At 45.2% G+C, this 18,508-nt stretch carries 14 protein-coding genes; 1 reads left to right on the top strand and 13 read right to left on the bottom strand.

Annotated features, from left to right (window positions below; genetic code table 11):
- Positions 1-9 precede the first annotated feature (9 nt).
- The 6 genes from JKJ11_RS02345 to rlmD all read right to left on the bottom strand — a co-directional run bounded on the left by JKJ11_RS02345 (position 10) and on the right by rlmD (position 9,071).
- The gene (locus JKJ11_RS02345; protein WP_006075619.1) at positions 10-1,185 is read right to left on the bottom strand and encodes an Ldh family oxidoreductase; all 1,176 of its coding nucleotides are present in this window, start codon (positions 1,183-1,185) and stop codon (positions 10-12) included.
- 198 nt (positions 1,186-1,383) lie between these two features.
- Positions 1,384-2,685, bottom strand: a complete 1,302-nt coding sequence (eno, locus tag JKJ11_RS02340) for a phosphopyruvate hydratase (RefSeq protein WP_063605881.1) — start codon at positions 2,683-2,685, stop codon at positions 1,384-1,386.
- Between the two features lie 75 nt (positions 2,686-2,760).
- Positions 2,761-4,401, bottom strand: coding sequence for a CTP synthase (pyrG, locus tag JKJ11_RS02335; RefSeq protein WP_038228988.1), 1,641 nt, complete (start codon positions 4,399-4,401; stop codon positions 2,761-2,763).
- A 162-nt stretch (positions 4,402-4,563) separates the two neighbouring features.
- On the bottom strand, positions 4,564-5,370 hold the full coding sequence (mazG, locus tag JKJ11_RS02330) for a nucleoside triphosphate pyrophosphohydrolase (protein WP_031493536.1): 807 nt from the start codon (positions 5,368-5,370) through the stop codon (positions 4,564-4,566).
- A gap of 95 nt (positions 5,371-5,465) precedes the next feature.
- Positions 5,466-7,688: a GTP diphosphokinase gene (gene relA / locus JKJ11_RS02325; protein WP_252038692.1), complete on the bottom strand. Its 2,223-nt coding sequence runs from the start codon at positions 7,686-7,688 to the stop codon at positions 5,466-5,468.
- Positions 7,689-7,757: 69 nt separating this feature from the next.
- Positions 7,758-9,071 (bottom strand): 23S rRNA (uracil(1939)-C(5))-methyltransferase RlmD, encoded by a 1,314-nt coding sequence (gene rlmD, locus JKJ11_RS02320; RefSeq protein WP_252038691.1) that lies wholly within the window; start codon positions 9,069-9,071, stop codon positions 7,758-7,760.
- Positions 9,072-9,268: 197 nt separating this feature from the next.
- Here rlmD and barA point away from each other — a divergent pair, with 197 nt between their 5' ends.
- A complete protein-coding gene (gene barA / locus JKJ11_RS02315) occupies positions 9,269-12,088 on the top strand; it encodes a two-component sensor histidine kinase BarA (protein WP_252038690.1) in 2,820 nt (939 codons plus the stop codon).
- Positions 12,089-12,103: 15 nt separating this feature from the next.
- On the opposite strand, the gene acpS is transcribed toward barA, so the two are convergent.
- The 7 genes from acpS to lepA form a co-directional block, all read right to left on the bottom strand.
- Positions 12,104-12,484, bottom strand: coding sequence for a holo-ACP synthase (acpS, locus tag JKJ11_RS02310; protein ID WP_006075282.1), 381 nt, complete (start codon positions 12,482-12,484; stop codon positions 12,104-12,106).
- A gap of 6 nt (positions 12,485-12,490) precedes the next feature.
- Positions 12,491-13,225: a pyridoxine 5'-phosphate synthase gene (pdxJ, locus tag JKJ11_RS02305; protein WP_006075281.1), complete on the bottom strand. Its 735-nt coding sequence runs from the start codon at positions 13,223-13,225 to the stop codon at positions 12,491-12,493.
- A 17-nt stretch (positions 13,226-13,242) separates the two neighbouring features.
- Complete coding sequence (recO, locus tag JKJ11_RS02300) at positions 13,243-13,947, bottom strand: DNA repair protein RecO (protein WP_006075280.1); 705 nt, start codon at positions 13,945-13,947, stop codon at positions 13,243-13,245.
- Between the two features lie 60 nt (positions 13,948-14,007).
- Positions 14,008-14,997, bottom strand: a complete 990-nt coding sequence (gene era, locus JKJ11_RS02295; RefSeq protein WP_006075279.1) for a GTPase Era — start codon at positions 14,995-14,997, stop codon at positions 14,008-14,010.
- Positions 14,990-15,667, bottom strand: coding sequence for a ribonuclease III (gene rnc / locus JKJ11_RS02290; RefSeq protein ID WP_006075278.1), 678 nt, complete (start codon positions 15,665-15,667; stop codon positions 14,990-14,992). Before rnc ends, era begins: the two co-directional genes overlap by 8 nt.
- A 10-nt stretch (positions 15,668-15,677) precedes the next feature.
- On the bottom strand, positions 15,678-16,574 hold the full coding sequence (gene lepB, locus JKJ11_RS02285) for a signal peptidase I (RefSeq protein ID WP_031493910.1): 897 nt from the start codon (positions 16,572-16,574) through the stop codon (positions 15,678-15,680).
- A gap of 101 nt (positions 16,575-16,675) precedes the next feature.
- On the bottom strand, positions 16,676-18,469 hold the full coding sequence (gene lepA / locus JKJ11_RS02280; protein WP_006075276.1) for a translation elongation factor 4: 1,794 nt from the start codon (positions 18,467-18,469) through the stop codon (positions 16,676-16,678).
- Positions 18,470-18,508 lie beyond the last annotated feature (39 nt).

The raw sequence follows: 18,508 nt of genomic DNA, 5'->3' as shown, positions 1-18,508 counted from the left end.
ATTTTAAAATTATTTGCGGATAGTTTCAGCTGCGCGTTCAGCGCCAACTTTCGCTTCCCATTTCGCGTTCAACTCTTCGATAGAAGTGCCAGAGCGTTTTAGGAAGTCTTTGAAACCAACCCAGTGAGCGTCCATAACTTGGTGCTCATCGGTTGCCGTAGAGAGTGCTTTTAAGCCCCATTCATCTGGAATGTAAACTTCGTTGAAGCCAGCACGAGGACGGTTTTCTTTAATCGCTTTCACGAACATGTCGCTCTTACGTTTCACTTCTTCGATTGGGCCAAAGTGGCTTGGGTCGATGACTAGAATGTAAGAACCGCCTACTGGACATGGCGCATCTTCCATCGTGAAGAAGTCACTTGGCACTGCTGGAAGCTCAGGAGCAATCTTACCTTTCGGGTTGATGATTGCCGTCATCACTTCATTCCAGATGTTTAGAGAGTAAAGGCGTGGTGTTAGGAATGTCCACGGTGCTTTACAGTCAGCTACACGGCCGTAACCTTCGATTAGTGAGCCCCACTTACGAGCGTCAGCTGTTAGCTCACCAGTGTCTTGGTCAACAAGCGCTGCAACGTGTAGGTCGCGGTCGTTTACGATAGCGTCACAGATGTGAGAGTCGTAACCTTCACCGATCATGATAGATGTGACTAGAGGTAGTTCTTCACCACCAACTAGAGCTGCATCGAACGGAGGGCAAGACATTGCTGGATCCATACCACCGAATGGTGCATTAAGAGGTACAGAGTTGTTTGAAGACATCGCAAACATGCCTTCTTTCATTGCCATCTGTGTGTAGTTAGAGAAGTTACCGCCGTCACAGTGGTCGTAACCAAATACGATTGAGATACCGTGTTTGCGTGCTTTCTCAATAGCCGTTTGAGCCATTAGCGTACAAACGTAGTGACCAGAAGATTTCTTACCGTTGTATACTGCCCAAGTATCACCTTCAGACTCTAGCTCTGGCGTCGATGTAGGATCTAGGATGCCTGCTTCGTATGGAATCGTTACTGCTTCGATAACGCCAAGACCTTGGTGAAGTTTACCTTGTAGGCCACCAACCAATAGGTTGTGAGCAAGGATATCAGCGTGAGTTTGGTCAGCACCGATGTGTTTCCATGACTCAGAAACAATGAATGAAAAATACTCGTTATTAAACGTAGTAGTAGGGCTGGTCACTTTAGCCATGATCTTTTCCTCTAGTAAGTAGGGATACGTTTTATTGAACTGTAATCACTTTAGCGCATCTGAGTTATTTCATAAGTAACATACTGGATACTGTTACTCCTTCGTTACCCCGTTGGATGTCCTATTCAATAATATTCAGGCATAAAAAAAGCCGCTCTATAAAGAGCGGCTTTACAAAAGCTATTTAAAAATCAGCGATTAAGCTTGACCTTTAACTTCTTTAAGACCGTTGTAAGGTGCTTTTTCACCTAGAGCTTCTTCGATACGAATTAGCTGGTTGTACTTAGCAACACGGTCAGAACGGCTCATAGAACCAGTTTTGATTTGACCTGCAGCAGTACCTACCGCTAGATCAGCGATAGTTGCATCTTCAGTTTCGCCAGAACGGTGAGAGATTACAGCTGTGTAACCTGCGTCTTTAGCCATCTTGATAGCAGCTAGAGTCTCAGTTAGAGAACCGATTTGGTTGAACTTGATAAGGATAGAGTTAGCAACGCCTTTCTCGATACCTTCAGCAAGGATCTTAGTGTTAGTAACGAATAGATCGTCACCTACTAGTTGAAGCTTGTCACCTAGTAGTTCAGTTTGGTGCTTGAAGCCATCCCAGTCAGACTCGTCTAGACCGTCTTCGATAGAAACGATTGGGAATTGGTTAGCTAGCTCAGCTAGGTAGTGGTTGAACTCTTCAGAAGAGAAAGTCTTACCTTCGCCTTTCATGTTGTAGATGCCAGCTTCTTTGTCGAAGAACTCAGATGCTGCACAGTCCATAGCTAGAGTAACGTCTTTGCCTAGTTCGTAACCAGCAGCTGCAACAGCTTCTGCGATAACTTCTAGAGCTTCAGCGTTAGACTTAAGGTTAGGAGCGAAACCACCTTCGTCACCAACTGCAGTGCTGTAGCCTTTAGACTTAAGAACTTTAGCTAGGTTGTGGAATACTTCCGCACCGATACGTAGACCTTCTTTAAGAGTCTTAGCACCAACTGGTTGAATCATGAACTCTTGGATGTCAACGTTGTTGTCTGCGTGCTCACCACCGTTGATGATGTTCATCATTGGAAGAGGCATAGAGAATACGCCAGCAGTGCCGTTAAGCTCAGCGATGTGCTCAAATAGAGGCATGCCTTTAGCAGCAGCTGCTGCTTTAGCGTTTGCTAGAGAAACTGCTAGGATAGCGTTCGCACCGAACTTAGACTTGTTTTCAGTACCGTCAAGGTCGATCATCACTTGGTCGATCTCAGCTTGAGCTTTAGCGTCTTTACCAACTAGAGCTTCAGCGATTGCACCGTTAACAGCTTCAACAGCTTTAAGAACACCTTTACCTAGGAAACGTGCTTTGTCACCGTCACGTAGCTCAAGAGCTTCACGAGAACCAGTAGATGCGCCAGATGGAGCTGCCGCCATACCTACGAAACCGCCTTCTAGGTGTACTTCAGCTTCTACAGTTGGGTTACCACGTGAGTCGATGATTTCACGACCTAGAACTTTAACGATCTTAGACATTAATGTTTCCTCTCATTGAATATAAATGTCAAAATTAAGGGCAGCCGCACAACCTTCGCAACCGCCCGTATCCTTTTACTTTTCTTCAGTACCGCGCTGGAATTCGCCCGCCGCTTTCACAAAGCCTGTAAATAACGGGTGACCATCGCGAGGCGTTGAAGTGAACTCTGGGTGGAACTGCGCAGCTACAAACCATGGGTGAGCTGGGTTCTCAATCACTTCAACTAGTTTCTTGTCTGCTGACAGACCAGAAACTTTAAGACCTGCTTTTTCAATCTGTGGACGAAGTACGTTGTTCACTTCGTAACGGTGACGGTGACGTTCATGGATCTTAGCGTTGCCATATAGTTCGTACGCTTTTGTCCCTTTTTCTAGGTGACATAGCTGAGAACCAAGGCGCATTGTACCGCCAAGATCAGACGTTTCGGTACGTTCTTCAACTTTACCTTCACCATCTACCCACTCTGTGATCAAGCCTACCACAGGGTATTTAGTCTCTTTGTTAAATTCTGTTGAATGTGCACCTTCCATACCCGCAACGTTACGCGCGTATTCGATAAGTGCCACTTGCATACCTAGACAGATGCCTAGATAAGGTACTTTGTTTTCACGAGCGTATTTTGCAGCAAGGATCTTACCTTCAACACCACGGTCACCGAAGCCACCAGGTACAAGGATTGCGTCTAGACCAGCTAGCGCTTCTTCGCCTTTTGTTTCCACGTCTTGTGAATCAACGTACTTAATCTTCACACTCAGGCGGTTTTTAAGGCCTGCATGTTTTAGCGCTTCGTTTACAGACTTATAAGCATCTGGTAGTTCGATGTATTTACCTACCATACCGATAACTACTTCAGCCGTTGGGTTAGCTTCTTCGTAAATTACCTGTTCCCACTCAGAAAGATCAGCTTCTGGAGCAGAGATACCAAAGCGTGAACATACTAGGTCGTCTAGACCTTGCGCTTTAATTAGTTGAGGGATCTTGTAGATAGAATCTACGTCCTTCATTGAGATTACCGCTTTTTCTTGAACGTTACAGAAAAGCGCAATCTTCTTACGCTCGTTTGCAGGGATCATACGATCACTACGGCAAACAAGAATGTCTGGTTGGATACCGATAGACAGTAGCTCTTTTACAGAGTGCTGAGTCGGCTTGGTTTTCACTTCACCAGCTGCTGCTAGGTAAGGAACCAAAGTTAGGTGCATAAACATTGCACGCTCACGACCAAGCTCAACGGCTAACTGACGAATGGCTTCCATAAACGGTAGTGATTCGATATCACCAACTGTACCACCAACTTCAACGATAGCGACATCGTGGCCTTCAGAGCCAGCGATCACGCGATCTTTAATAGCATTAGTAATGTGAGGGATTACCTGAATAGTTGCACCTAGGTAGTCACCACGACGCTCTTTGCGAAGAACATCAGCGTAAACACGACCAGCAGTGAAGTTGTTGCGTTTTGTCATCTTGGTACGGATGAAACGCTCGTAGTGACCAAGGTCAAGGTCAGTTTCAGCGCCATCTTCCGTGACGAACACTTCACCGTGCTGAGTTGGGCTCATTGTGCCCGGGTCAACGTTGATGTAAGGGTCAAGCTTCATCATGGTCACTTTAAGACCACGTGCTTCTAAAATTGCTGCAAGAGATGCTGCTGCAATACCTTTACCTAGAGAGGATACTACCCCGCCAGTAACAAAAATATAATTTGTCGTCATGTTTAACCTGAAGTTGGTTGAATGAGGGAAAATGGATTTCTTCTGGACGGGATGCAAATATACCAGAAGCCCTTTACCGCCACAACGTGAAACTTATCACATTCAAAATTTTTATTTTTTGCTTCAAATCAATTGTAGAAACTTACACCAATGAGAAGCGGTTCACAAATCCGAGGACTTTTCTTGTTTTTTTACGTCATTCCAAAACTGGTCAAGCTCTTGAAGGCTAAAGTCTGTAAGGGATTTACCATCTTCGCCAGCCCTTGCCTCAACACCTTTAAAGCGACGAGAAAATTTATTGTTCGCTTTTCTCAGCGCAACCTCAGGATCTTTTTTCAAATGTCGAGAAAGATTCACTACGGCAAACAATAGATCTCCGACCTCTTCTTCCAGCTTCTCTTCATCAACATCAACCTGAATCGCTTCCTGAACCACCTCTTCAACTTCTTCCTGAACCTTGTCAACTACAGGTCCTAACGCATCCCAATCAAAGCCATATTTAGCGCAACGTTTCTGGATTTTATTGGCCTTTGAAAGTGCAGGTAACGATTGTGGTATTGAGTCTAGAATACTTTCTTCGTTTTTGCCTACCTCAGCCTTTTCCTTCTTTTTCTCAGCTTCCCAATTGGCATTGATAGCGGCTTCATCTGCAAATTCCACATCAGAAAAAACGTGCGGATGACGTCTAGTGAGCTTGTCATTCAATCCCTCAACAACCTCGTTGAAGTCAAATAACCCTTGCTCTTTTGCCATCTGGCTATAAAAAATCACTTGAAACAACAGATCGCCCAGCTCTTCTTTTAGATTTTGCCAGTCTTGGTTATGAATAGCGTCGACCACTTCAAACGTTTCTTCGATGGTGTGCGGTACGATGGTTTCGAAGGTCTGTTTGCGATCCCATGGACAGCCATGCTGCTCATCTCGAAGCTGAGCCATAATAGTGAGAAGTTGTTCAATGGGTTGAGACATAGTTAGATTCCTAAACAAAAAGGTTGGAAAACCAACCTTTTATTATTGTTCAACATGATGTGATTACGTCAGTATAACGCTCACTTGAGTCTTGCTTAACCCAAGCGCTTCACACTCATGACGTCTTTAATTTGTTCAATACGCTTAGTCACGCGTGACAGCACCTCGATATTCGTCAGCTCTAGATCAAAATCCATAATCGATAACTGACGCTTGTAATCACTGCGACTCTTCATAGTGGTCACTTTGATCTTTTCGTTAGTAAGCAGTGTGGTGATGTCTTTTAGTAATCCGCCACGTTCCATAGCTTCAACGCGAATAGTCAAAATATAAGAGCCAACAAAGCCACTACCCCAAACGGTATCAATAATACGCTCTGGTGCATGATGGCTGAGTTCTTCTAGCTGCTCACAATCAGCTCGGTGAACCGAAATACCACGACCTTGAGTAATATAACCTTTGATTTGATCGCCCGGAATTGGCTGACAGCAGCGTGCCAAATGCGTCATCAAGTTATCGACACCTTCCACGACAACTGCGTCTTTATGCGGTCGGCTTTGAGCTGGCGCTTTGCCTTCTGACTCTTGAAGTTTCTCAAGCGCTTGTTGATCTTCTTCTTCGGCCGTTGGCTTATTAACCAATGCGTTGATGTGATTAATGATTTGGTTTATTCGTAAATCACCACTACCAATACCAACATACAGCTCATCTGGAGTGTTAACGTTAAAACGCTTCAAGGCATATTGTTCAGCGTCTTTGATCGTTGCACCGATTTTGGCTAATTCATCTTCAAGAATTTCACGGCCAGCTTCTAAGTTCTTCTCACGACTTTGCTTTCTAAACCAAGCGTTAATTTTGGCGCGCGCACGACCAGAGTGAACAAAGCCAAGCGATGGGTTTAACCAGTCACGAGACGGGTTTGGCTCTTTGGCAGTAATGATCTCAACCTGATCACCCATAGATAGCTTATGAGTAAATGGAACAATGCGACCTGCCACTTTGGCACCGATACAGCGGTGTCCCACTTCGGAGTGAATGTGGTAAGCAAAATCCAGTGGTGTTGCCCCCATAGGCAAATCAACCACATCGCCACGAGGCGTAAAGGCATACACACGGTCATCAAATACTTGGCTACGAAGTTCATCCAGCATTTCGCCAGAGTCTGACATCTCTTCCTGCCAATCCAGTAGCTTACGCAACCAGGTAATTTTCTCGTCGTATCCGCTGCGGCCGCCACTAGCACCTTCTTTGTATTTCCAGTGTGCAGCAACACCTAGCTCCGAATCCTCATGCATTTGCTTAGTTCGGATTTGGATCTCTATCGTTTTACCTTCAGGACCAAGAATAACGGTATGAATAGACTGATAACCATTGGGCTTAGGGTTCGCCACATAGTCATCAAATTCACTAGGAAGGTGCTTGTATTTGGTGTGAACAACACCGAGTGCCGCATAACAATCTTGCAGTCGCTCAGCGATGATGCGTACAGCGCGCACGTCAAAAAGCTCATCAAAATCGAGGCTTTTCTTCTGCATTTTTCGCCAAATGCTGTAGATATGCTTAGGGCGACCACTGACTTCAGCAAGGATGTTCGACACCTTCATTTCAGCCGTCAAATCATCCACAAAGTCTTTGATATATTGCTCACGAACAATGCGGCGCTCAGACAATTGTTTAGCAATCTGTTTATAAGTATCTGGTTGCTGATAACGGAAAGCGTAATCTTCGATTTCCCATTTTAGCTGACCAATCCCTAAACGGTTGGCAAGAGGAGCATATATGTTGGCGCATTCTTTAGCGGCGGCTCGGCGAACTTCGTCAGACTCATCTTTGACTTCACGAAGGTTACAAATACGCTCAGCCAGCTTGATGACCACACAACGGAAATCATCCACCATCGCCAGCAACATTCTGCGGACATTATCGACTTGACCCGACGCCTCTGAGCCTTCTAGCGTCACGTTAAGTTGACCAATAGCCGCCATCTCTTCGACACCATCAATCAGCTTAATGGTTTCTTTGCCATAGTTTTCTTCTAGCTGCTCTCTATCGTAGATGCCACTAGAAACAACAGGGTACAACTGAGCAGCCACCAGCGTGGCTTTATCCATCGAAAGGGTAATGAGGATCTCAATCATCTCTCTGCCGCGCCACAACAACAAGGACCCCTGTTCACTGCCAGCGACAATATCTTCGCACTGACGGTAAACTTCTTTAAGCCTTTTCGAGGTGTTCTTGTCTTGCTTTAGAGAAGCAATCCATTTGTCTAGCTCGAACTGTTCGTTAGGGTTCAAATGCGCGCTTCTTACCGCAACCATTTCTTTTTTCTTCCTAGTTTTATTGGTTAACTAACCTATCCCAGTTAGCTTGTTCTCATTTTAATTCAGCTACTTCTCAAACAGCGCCATGGATTCTAGATGACTGGTGTGAGGGAACATATCCATCATACCCAATCGAACCAACTTATAGCCCTGCTCAATCAAGCTTTGAGTATCTCTGGCAAGGGTAGCAGGATTGCAAGAAACATAAAGCACTCGCGTTGCTCCTAGTGCAGAAACTTGATCTATCACGCCGCTTGCGCCTGCTCTGGCAGGGTCAAGCAGGATTTTATCAAACTGTTGTTTTGCCCATGACATCTCAGAGAGATCTTGCTCGAGATTTGCTTGATAAAATTCAACATTCGTTAGGTGATTAAGCGCGGCATTTTGCTGCGCCCAATCCACCATATCTTGAATACCTTCAACACCTACGACACGTTGACATAGTTTCGCCAAAGGTAAAGTGAAGTTACCCAAGCCGCAAAAAAGATCGAGTACATTGTCACTGGATTTAGGCGCTAGCCACTCCAGTGCTTGAGCGACCATTTTGCTATTTATCTCGCGGTTCACTTGAATAAAGTGTGTCGGCAGGAAGGGTAATTCAACCCCTACTTCCGAATAATAAGGCTGTTCACCCGTTATTAGTTGTAACTGCCCTGACTCTGGCATCAGGTAAAGCGTGAGTGCCTGACTGTCAGCAAAATCGACCAAGTGTTTTTGATCGTGATTAGTCAAAGGTTTGATGTGCCTAACAACAACCACAGGTCCATTATCACCCATGACCAATTCAAGGTGGCCAAGTGACTGTTGCTGTTTAAAGCCTGCGAATATGTCTCGTAATGGCGGTATCAATGCGTTTAATTGCGCATTCAATACCGGACAGTGGTCAATCTCAACAATGTGATTGCTCTGCTTACGGCGAAACCCCATGACTAAGTTGCGCTGCTTATCGAGGTGAATACTTAAGCGAGCACGACGGCGATAACCAAGACCTTCTCCGGTAATAGAAGAAGCTAACGGCACGGATTGGCCCGCTAACTTATTCATCAATTGTGATAAGGCTACTTGTTTGTTTTCAATCTGCTGCTGACGTTCTACATGCTGCTGATTGCAGCCGCCACACTCATGGTAATGAGGACAAAATGGCTTCACGCGTTGCTCAGAAGCTTCTAGCACTTTGATCAAGGTAGCCTTAGCAAACTTTGCTTTGCTTTCCGTTAACTGCACCAACACCTTCTCATCTGTGAGCGCACCTTCAACAAATACCGGTTTGTTATTTAAGTAACCAATACCTGCACCATGATGGTCCATGCGTTCAATGTTCACCTCTTGGTGCTTTTTTGAGAATGAAGTTTTCTTTGTTGGTTTAAAAAAACGTGCCATTACTGTACCCAGTGAGCAGAGCGTAATGCGCTGCTTCGATAAAAATTTGTTAGAGTTTCACTATTCTTTATTTGAATGATTGTCGAACAGCGCTGCTTTGATTAAGCTTACGTCATCTTGAGGATGCAATACTGGCTATTGTCCCATATCCACCCAGCAGATGTAACTCTGTTGGCAAATAATGACTTCGAATTAAAATGACAAGATACGGCCTGCGCGCTCGCGTAATCACATTGACTTTGGCACCGACCTTAATTATCGGTCTCCTTTTGAGTGCCTTCTTCTCTTACAATCGCTACCACGACCTAGAATCACAAGTACTTAACGCCGGCTCTAGCATTATTGAACCGCTGGCGATTGCCAGTGAACAAGGTCTTATCAACCAAAGTCGTGAATCGGTTAGACGCCTGATTAGTTACGCCCACCGTAAGAATTCTAAATTCGTTCGCAGTATTGCGGTATTCGATGCTTCTCATGAGCTGTTTGTAACCTCAAACTTTCATCCCAACTTTGATACGTTAACCTACCCGAAAGATCAGCCGATTCCTTTTTTAAGCTCCTACGAAATTCACGACAATACGTTAATTTTGAGAGCCCCTATTCTAGCTGAAAGTCAGCTGGTATCAGATACGCGAGAATTGACCTCAACCAATAAGACGCTCGGTTATATCGCCGTAGAGCTCGACCTTTCTTCACTGCGTTTACAACAATATCAGGAAGTCTTCTCTGCGATTCTAGTCCTTGTTCTTGGTCTTATCCTATCGGGAATCTTTGCCTACCGTTTGATGTACGATGTGACGCGTCCAATTTCTCACATGAAAAACATGGTAGACCGTATTCGTCGTGGTCACTTGGATGTTCGTATCGAAGGCAAAATGCACGGCGAGCTGGACTCGTTGAAAAATGGTATCAATGCCATGGCAGTCTCGCTGTCCGAATATCATGTGGAAATGCAGCACAGTATCGACCAAGCAACGTCCGATCTACGTGAGACATTAGAACAGCTTGAAATTCAAAACGTTGAATTGGATATCGCCAAAAAGCGTGCGCAAGAAGCGGCACGAGTGAAGTCAGAGTTCCTTGCTAACATGTCTCATGAGCTAAGAACCCCACTTAATGGTGTAATTGGTTTTACTCGTCAGATGCTGAAAACTCAGCTGACCAACAGTCAAACAGACTATCTACAGACCATTGAGAAATCGGCAAATAACCTGCTTAACATCATCAATGACATTTTAGACTTCTCCAAACTCGAAGCTGGTAAACTGGCACTTGAGAATATTCCATTTGAATTCCAAGACAGTCTTGAGGAAGTTGTCGCCCTTCAAGCAACCAGTGCCCATGAAAAAGGCTTGGAACTAACCTTAAAAGTTGACTCAAAAATTCCAAGCGGCCTTGTTGGTGACCCACTTCGTATTCAACAGATTTTGACCAACCTTGTGGGTAACTCCATCAAGTTTACTGAGCGTGGCAACATTGATATCAGCGTTGAACTCAAATCTCAGAAAGAAGACCGTGTTGAGCTGCAGTTTATGGTTCGCGATACCGGTATCGGTATCTCAGAGCGACAACAAGCGCAGTTATTCCAAGCCTTCAGTCAAGCGGACGCCAGTATCTCTCGACGTTATGGCGGTACTGGACTTGGTTTGGTTATTACCCAAAAGCTAGTTGGACAAATGGGCGGTGAAATTAGCTTAACCAGTCGCCTGCACCAAGGTTCAACATTCTGGTTTACGGTTAAACTGAACTCTACAGATATTCCAATGATCGACCTTATCGATCCTGCGGTCATCCATAACAAGCGACTACTACTGATTGAACCAAATATGCAAGCGGCATCGGTATTACAACAGACCCTTACTAATGAAGGGGTTATGGTGACCTATCGCTCAACGTTGCCAGATAAAGTGGAAGCGTTCGACTACATCATTTTGTGTTTGCCTACCAATGAAGAAGTGCCATTGACGGTGATTGAAAGTTGGATCACCCGTTGTCAGGAAGCTACATCAAACATCATCATCGGTACTGCCAGCACCCAGCTCGCCCTATCTGACTACTTGATGCAAACCCATCAAGTACAGTGCTTAACCAAACCATTATCACGTAAGAAGTTACTGCAATCGTTAGTGGAAAAACAGCCAGCAATACTCGCACCTGTTATGGAAGTTGAGTCTACCGAGAAGCGCGCACTCACCGTAATGGCAGTGGATGATAACCCTGCCAACCTCAAGCTCATTACAGCATTATTGTCGGAGCGTGTTGAGAGCGTGGTCTCTTGCACCAACGGCCAAGTATCGGTTGAGAAAGCCCAAGAGCAGCACTTTGATATGGTATTTATGGACATTCAAATGCCTCATATGGATGGGGTTACTGCCTGCAAATTAATTAAAGAGACCCAGCAGAACAGTCAGACGCCTGTCGTCGCCGTCACTGCCCACGCAATGACGGGTGAACGAGACCGACTTTTATCTGAAGGAATGGACGATTACCTCACCAAACCTATCGATGAAAAAATGTTGTTGCAAGTACTCAACAAATGGGTACCAGTTCGCAATCATGACACTGATGCCAGCTTAGATTTCGTTGCTCCAAATGAAGTGGACATAACATCTGATGAGCCAAGCATTCAGCCTAAAGCGGAAACGGAAACTAATTTGGTGATCGATTGGGGAGCGGCACTCAAACAAGCCGCTAACAAAGAAGACTTAGCCGTCGATATGCTGCAAATGTTAGTCGACTTTATCCCTGAAGTGTATGCACTTTCAGAGCAAGTGTTGGACACTGATTTCGATGATAAGGAACAGGTTATCCATCTAATCCACAAATTGCATGGCAGTTGCTCTTATTGCGGCGTACCGAGACTTAAATCTATCTGCGCGACCATAGAGAAAGCCTTGTGCGCTGGCGACAGCTTAGAAGATATCGAGCCAGAGCTCTTTGAACTGCAAGATGAAATGGAAAAAGTGCTAAAAACGTCTGAGCTTTACTTGAAGGGAAATAGAGAACCTAACGACTAGGTTAGGTTCTATCGTTTAGCTTTCGAAGATGACGGTAGCGACAGCGTAGTGACGCTCGTCAGAGATAGACAAATGATTGGACGTCACACCCATTGAAGCCGCAATTTCTGCGGCTTTTTTTGTCAGGGTGAGTATTGGCTTGCCGTTTTCGTCATTAGAGACTTCAAAATCTTGGAAAGTCACACCATGAGCAATCCCGGTCCCCAATGCCTTTGATGCCGCCTCTTTTACAGCAAAGCGCTTAGCAAGAAAGCGACCTTGCTGTTTCAATTGCTGAAACTGAACCAGCTCATTATCGGTCAAAATACGCTGCGCAAACGCCTCGCCTGAACGCGCTAAGGCTTTCTCAACACGTTCTATTTCTGCGATATCGGTACCTAGACCTTGAATTGCCACGATTCATTAACCTCGACGAGCCGATTCCATGACCGCTTTCATATCTGCAACGGCTTTATGTAGGCCATCGAATACCGCGCGGCCAATGATAGAGTGACCAATGTTTAATTCATAAATCTCAGGTAATGCCGCAATAGGTGCGACGTTGTGGTAAGTCAAACCATGACCAGCATTCACTGTGATGCCGATATCTGCAGCGTAGCTTGCGCCTGCCGCGATTTTTTTCAGCTCGTCTTGCTGATCTTCTTCAGTTTCTGCATCCGCATAATGACCAGTATGCAGTTCAATGAATGGGGCACCAGCTGCTTTAGCGGCATCAATCTGCTCACGATCGGCATCAATAAATAGCGACACTTTAATGCCTGCTGCAGACAACTTCTCAGTTGCCGCTTTGATTTTTTCAAGCTGACCTTTTACATCTAACCCACCCTCGGTCGTCAGCTCTTCACGTTTTTCAGGTACTAAGCAAACAAACTCAGGTTGAGTTTTTAGGGCAATATCGATCATCTCATCGGTGACCGCCATCTCTAGGTTCATACGAGTCTGTAGTGTTTCGCGCAAAATGCGTACATCACGATCTAAGATGTGGCGACGGTCTTCACGAAGGTGAATAGTAATACCGTCAGCGCCAGCACGCTCTGCAATTTCTGCTGCATGAACTGGATCTGGATACTTAGTACCGCGCGCATTACGTAGCGTAGCGATATGGTCAATATTGATACCTAAAAGGATAGAACTCATCGATGTTTACTCCATGGTCAGAGCTGTTTCAGTCTCGGAAGAAACAACTCCCTGCTTTTTAATGGTTTCCCGCCAAGATACGGCTTTAATGCTATGCGTGTAAAGCGTTTTGCCGCTTGTAACTGTGTTTTACTGTTAAAACGACGCTCACTGATGGCAATCAATTCCTCACCGAGAAAGGTGAGATTGTCTTTACGCACACTGGCAATGAACCCCTTCTGCTCTCGATAACGATAAGTCATCGTTGGCTCAATAGGTTCACCTGTTCCGGCACAGTGAAGGAAGTCTACACCGTATCCCATTGCAGAAAGGAGAGCGAGTTCAAATCGCCGTAAAGCGGGCTCAGGATTGGTATTGTGAGCCAGTTCTGTTAAAGCTTGAAGATAGTCATGAAATAAAGCGGGAAACGGGATTTCACTGGCGAGAACACGGGCAATGAGTTCGTTCACATACATAGCTGAGTAAAGGTTGATACCAGATAAAGGTAACCCAAGGCTGATGGCTTCAGCTTGACGAAGGGTCTTCATGGAACCGCCGCCGGACCATTTTAACAGGAGAGGGGTAAAAGGTTGCAGCGCCCCTTTAAGGTTGGAGCGCTTACTTCTAGCACCTTTAGACAAAAGCGTAACTCGACCATACTCTTCACTGAATACGTCAAGAATAAGACTCGACTCACTGTAGGGTCTTCGATGCAAAACAAAACAGCGTTGTAATCCATCCATAACTATATCTTGTCTAAGGTCTCGGAGCAGGACGCTCAGCGTCCTCGCTACCTAATAGTATTATTTGTTTTCGATATCGTCGATATAGCCCAATGAACGCAGAGCACGCTCATCATCAGCCCAGCCCGATTTCACTTTTACCCAAGTCTCAAGGTAAACCTTACGATCGAACAGCTCTTCCATATCTAGACGAGCCTCACGACCAATCGTCTTGATCTTTTCGCCGCCTTTACCAATAACCATTTTCTTCTGGCCGTTACGCTCAACAAGAATCAAAGCATTGATATGGAAGCCATCAGTGTCTGGGTTGTAATCAAAACGCTCAATCTCAACCGTCACTGAATAAGGCAGTTCATCACCCGTAAAACGCATGAGTTTCTCACGCAGGATTTCTGACGCCATGAAACGCTGAGAACGGTCCGTGACATACTCTTCAGGGAAATGATGTACCGCTTCAGGTAGATGTTCGCGTACATGCTTACGAAGCACATCTGTGTTCTTACCATGTTTGGCAGAAATAGGCACTACATCCACGAAGTCCATCTTCTTCGACAGCTCATGCATATGCAGCATTACGTCGTTACGATCTTTCACGTTATCGACTTTGTTCATACAAAGGATGACTGGGAAGTCTGACTTACGCAGCTTATTAAGCACCATTTCGTCATCGTCAGTCCAGTGAGTGCCATCAACTAGGAATAACACTAGGTTCACATCACTCAATGAGCTATTAGCTGCACGATTCATCAAACGGTTAATCGCTCGCTTCTCTTCAATATGTAGCCCTGGCGTATCCACATAAATCGCTTGGTAATCCCCATCGGTATCGACACCCATAATACGGTGACGAGTAGTTTGCGGTTTACGCGATGTGATGGAAATCTTTTGCCCTAAAATATGATTTAGCAGCGTTGATTTACCTACATTTGGACGACCAACAATCGCAACAAAACCACAGTGTTGGTTTTCTGCGCTGGTTGTCGCTTCGCCAGATGATGCAAAGTATGCATCAATATCGAATTCTTGTTCAGACTCAGGTTTATCAGACATTGGTCACTTTCTCTAAAGCCAGTTCCGCAGCCGCTTGCTCTGCCTTGCGGCGACTGGTGCCTCGACCGATAACAGGTTCATCCACACCTGCCACTTCACAGGAAACGGTAAACTCTTGGTTATGCGCTTCCCCTTTAATATTAGTCACTGTATAGACTGGTAGTGGTTTTCTTCGACCTTGTAAGAACTCTTGCAAGCGAGTTTTTGGATCTTTTTGGGAAACACCTGGCTTAATTGCTTCTAAGCGAGTCATATACCAGCTCAATACAATTTTACGAACCATCTCTACATCGCTGTCGAGATAAATCGCGCCAATGATCGCTTCAACGGCATCCGCTAAAATTGAGTCACGACGGAAACCACCGCTCTTCAATTCGCCTGGACCTAATTTTAAGTAATCTCCCAAGACAAACTCGCGCCCTAGTTCAGCCAGAGTATTCCCTCTCACTAAGGTGGCACGCATTCGACTCATATCCCCTTCATTCACTTTAGGAAAGCGGTGATAAAGATCGTCAGCGATGACAAAACTTAAAATTGAATCGCCCAGAAATTCTAGTCGTTCATTATGGTTACCATTGGCGCTACGGTGAGTCAGCGCCAACATGAGCAGCTCGCTATCATTGAAATGATAGCCGAGCTTTTTTTCTAATCGTTCAATAGAAGAATTCATGCTCTCTCGTTCAGTCTATTCCACCGATGCGATTAAATCTTACACCGGTTGGGATCCATGTAGGCAGAATGCTATCTGCGCCACGTTCAAATTCAAAACTAATCCAGATACCAACAGCTTTGCCCACTAAGTTACCTTCTGGCACAAATCCCCAGTAGCGGCTGTCAGCACTGTTATCGCGGTTGTCACCCATTACAAAGTAATGGCCTTCTGGAACCACCCATTCATTCACACCGTTACGTGGTTGATACTGGTCAACACGGTCACGACGCAAAGGGTTAACCAAGATTTGGTGTTCCACTTTACCCAGCTTTTCGTCCATCTGAATCAGAGGGATACCATTTTGTACAAATGGGCTATCTTCCACATTGGATAGCTTCACCGGTTTACACGTCGATGTACCTTTGGTTTGGATGCAAATATCCTTACGCGCGCTATATCGAACAGTATCACCTGGTAAGCCAACAACACGCTTGATGTAGTCGATGCTTGGCTGAGGTGGGTATTTAAATACCACAATATCGCCACGCTCTGGTTTACCGGTTTCAACTAGCTGAGTACGCCATACTGGATCTTTTAGACCATAAGCATATTTCTCAACCAAGATGAAGTCGCCAACCAAAAGCGTAGGCATCATCGAACCAGATGGAATTTGGAATGGTTCATAAATGAATGAACGCAATACCAAAACAAAGGCGATAACAGGGAAAATAGAAACACTGTTCTCAACAAACCATGATGGGGCAACAGCTTTGTTTGCGGTTGCTTCATCGATTTGGGTAGCTTGAGCTTGGATATCCGCGAGCTTTTGCTCACGTTTTTTTCTCAATACGAGCTTATCCAGCACCCAAACGACACCTGTCACTAACGTCACGATGACGAGGATCAATGAGAAGGTATTTGCCATTTCATTCCCTTAATTTTCGTATCTATAAAAATAACGAAAGTGAAAGCACCACAACGGCACTTTCACTTCAAACTTAAATTATGTCGTCGTAAAACAAAGAATTAGTCTTTGCCAACGTGCAGAATTGCAAGGAACGCTTCTTGTGGCAGCTCGACGTTACCGATCTGCTTCATACGTTTCTTACCTTCTTTCTGTTTCTTCAACAGCTTCTTCTTACGACTCACGTCACCACCGTAACACTTTGCAATTACGTTTTTACGTAGCTGCTTAACGGTAGAGCGCGCGATGATGTGGTTACCAATTGCCGCTTGAATCGCAATATCAAACATCTGACGAGGGATAAACTCTTTCATCTTCTCAACTAGCTGACGACCACGACTTTGTGATTGGTCTTTGTGAGTGATGATCGCCAATGCATCAACTGTGTCACCGTTCAGCAACACGTCAACACGTACCATGTTTGACGCTTCAAAACGTTGGAAGTTGTAGTCCAGTGATGCATAACCACGAGACGTTGATTTTAGACGGTCAAAGAAGTCCAATACCACTTCTGCCATCGGAATATCGTAAGTCACCGCAACTTGGTTTCCGTGATAAACCATATCAACCTGAGTACCACGTTTCTCAACGCATAATGTAATCACGTTACCTAGGTAGTCCGACGGCACTAAGATATTACAGCGTGCGATTGGCTCACGAATCTCTTCAATATCATTGGTAGCAGGTAGCTTAGCTGGGCTATCCACGTAGTGAAGTGAACCGTCGGTTTTCTCTACTTCGTAGACTACGGTTGGAGCTGTTGTAATCAGATCCAGATCGTATTCACGCTCTAGACGTTCTTGGATGATTTCCATGTGAAGCATACCCAAGAAGCCACAACGGAAACCAAAACCAAGTGCTGCAGAGCTCTCTGGCTCGTAGAATAGAGATGCGTCGTTTAGACTTAGCTTACCAAGTGCATCACGGAAGTTCTCATAATCGTCAGAGGAGACTGGGAACAGACCTGCATAAACCTGTGGTTTCACTTTTTGGAAACCAGGTAACGCTTGTTCACAACCGTTTTTCGCGGTAGTCAGCGTATCACCAACTGGCGCACCTAAAATGTCTTTAATACCACAAACAACCCAGCCTACTTCACCGGTGTTGAGCTCTGTCGTATCAATCTGTTTTGGTGTGAAGATACCTAAACGGTCTACACCCCAAACTTGACCAGTACTCATCACTTTGATCTTGTCGTTTTTCTTCAGTTTACCGTTTTTAATACGAACCAAAGAAACTACGCCAAGGTAGTTATCGAACCAAGAGTCAATAATCAGTGCTTGAAGTGGCGCTTCTGGATCGCCTTCTGGCGCAGGAATCGCTTTGACGATTTCTTCTAGAACATCGTCAACACCAAGGCCTGTTTTTGCTGAACAACGCACTGCTTCCATTGCGTCGATACCAACAATTTCTTCGATCTCTTCAGCTACACGCTCTGGTTCCGCAGCTGGTAAGTCGATTTTGTTCAATACTGGAACAACTTCCAGCTCCATTTCAATGGCTGTGTAGCAGTTCGCCAGTGTTTGTGCTTCCACACCCTGGCCCGCATCAACAACAAGAAGCGCACCTTCACAAGCCGCTAGAGAACGAGATACTTCATACGAGAAGTCTACGTGCCCTGGAGTATCGATAAAGTTTAGCTGATAGGTTTCCCCATCTTTCGCCGTGTAATCCAGAGTAACACTCTGAGCTTTGATGGTAATACCGCGCTCACGCTCTAGGTCCATAGAATCAAGAACCTGGGCCGCCATTTCACGGTCGCTTAAGCCGCCGCAAACCTGGATCAAACGGTCCGACAAGGTTGATTTACCATGGTCGATGTGGGCGATAATCGAAAAGTTACGAATGTGCTTCATAGATTTGATGTAGCTAAACTCTTAAACAAAAAGGAATAG

The sequence above is a fragment of the Vibrio sp. SCSIO 43133 genome (genome assembly GCF_023716845.1).
In the GTDB taxonomy this organism is placed as follows: Bacteria; Pseudomonadota; Gammaproteobacteria; order Enterobacterales; family Vibrionaceae; genus Vibrio; species Vibrio mediterranei.
This window is presented reverse-complemented; position numbering and strand designations above follow the sequence as displayed.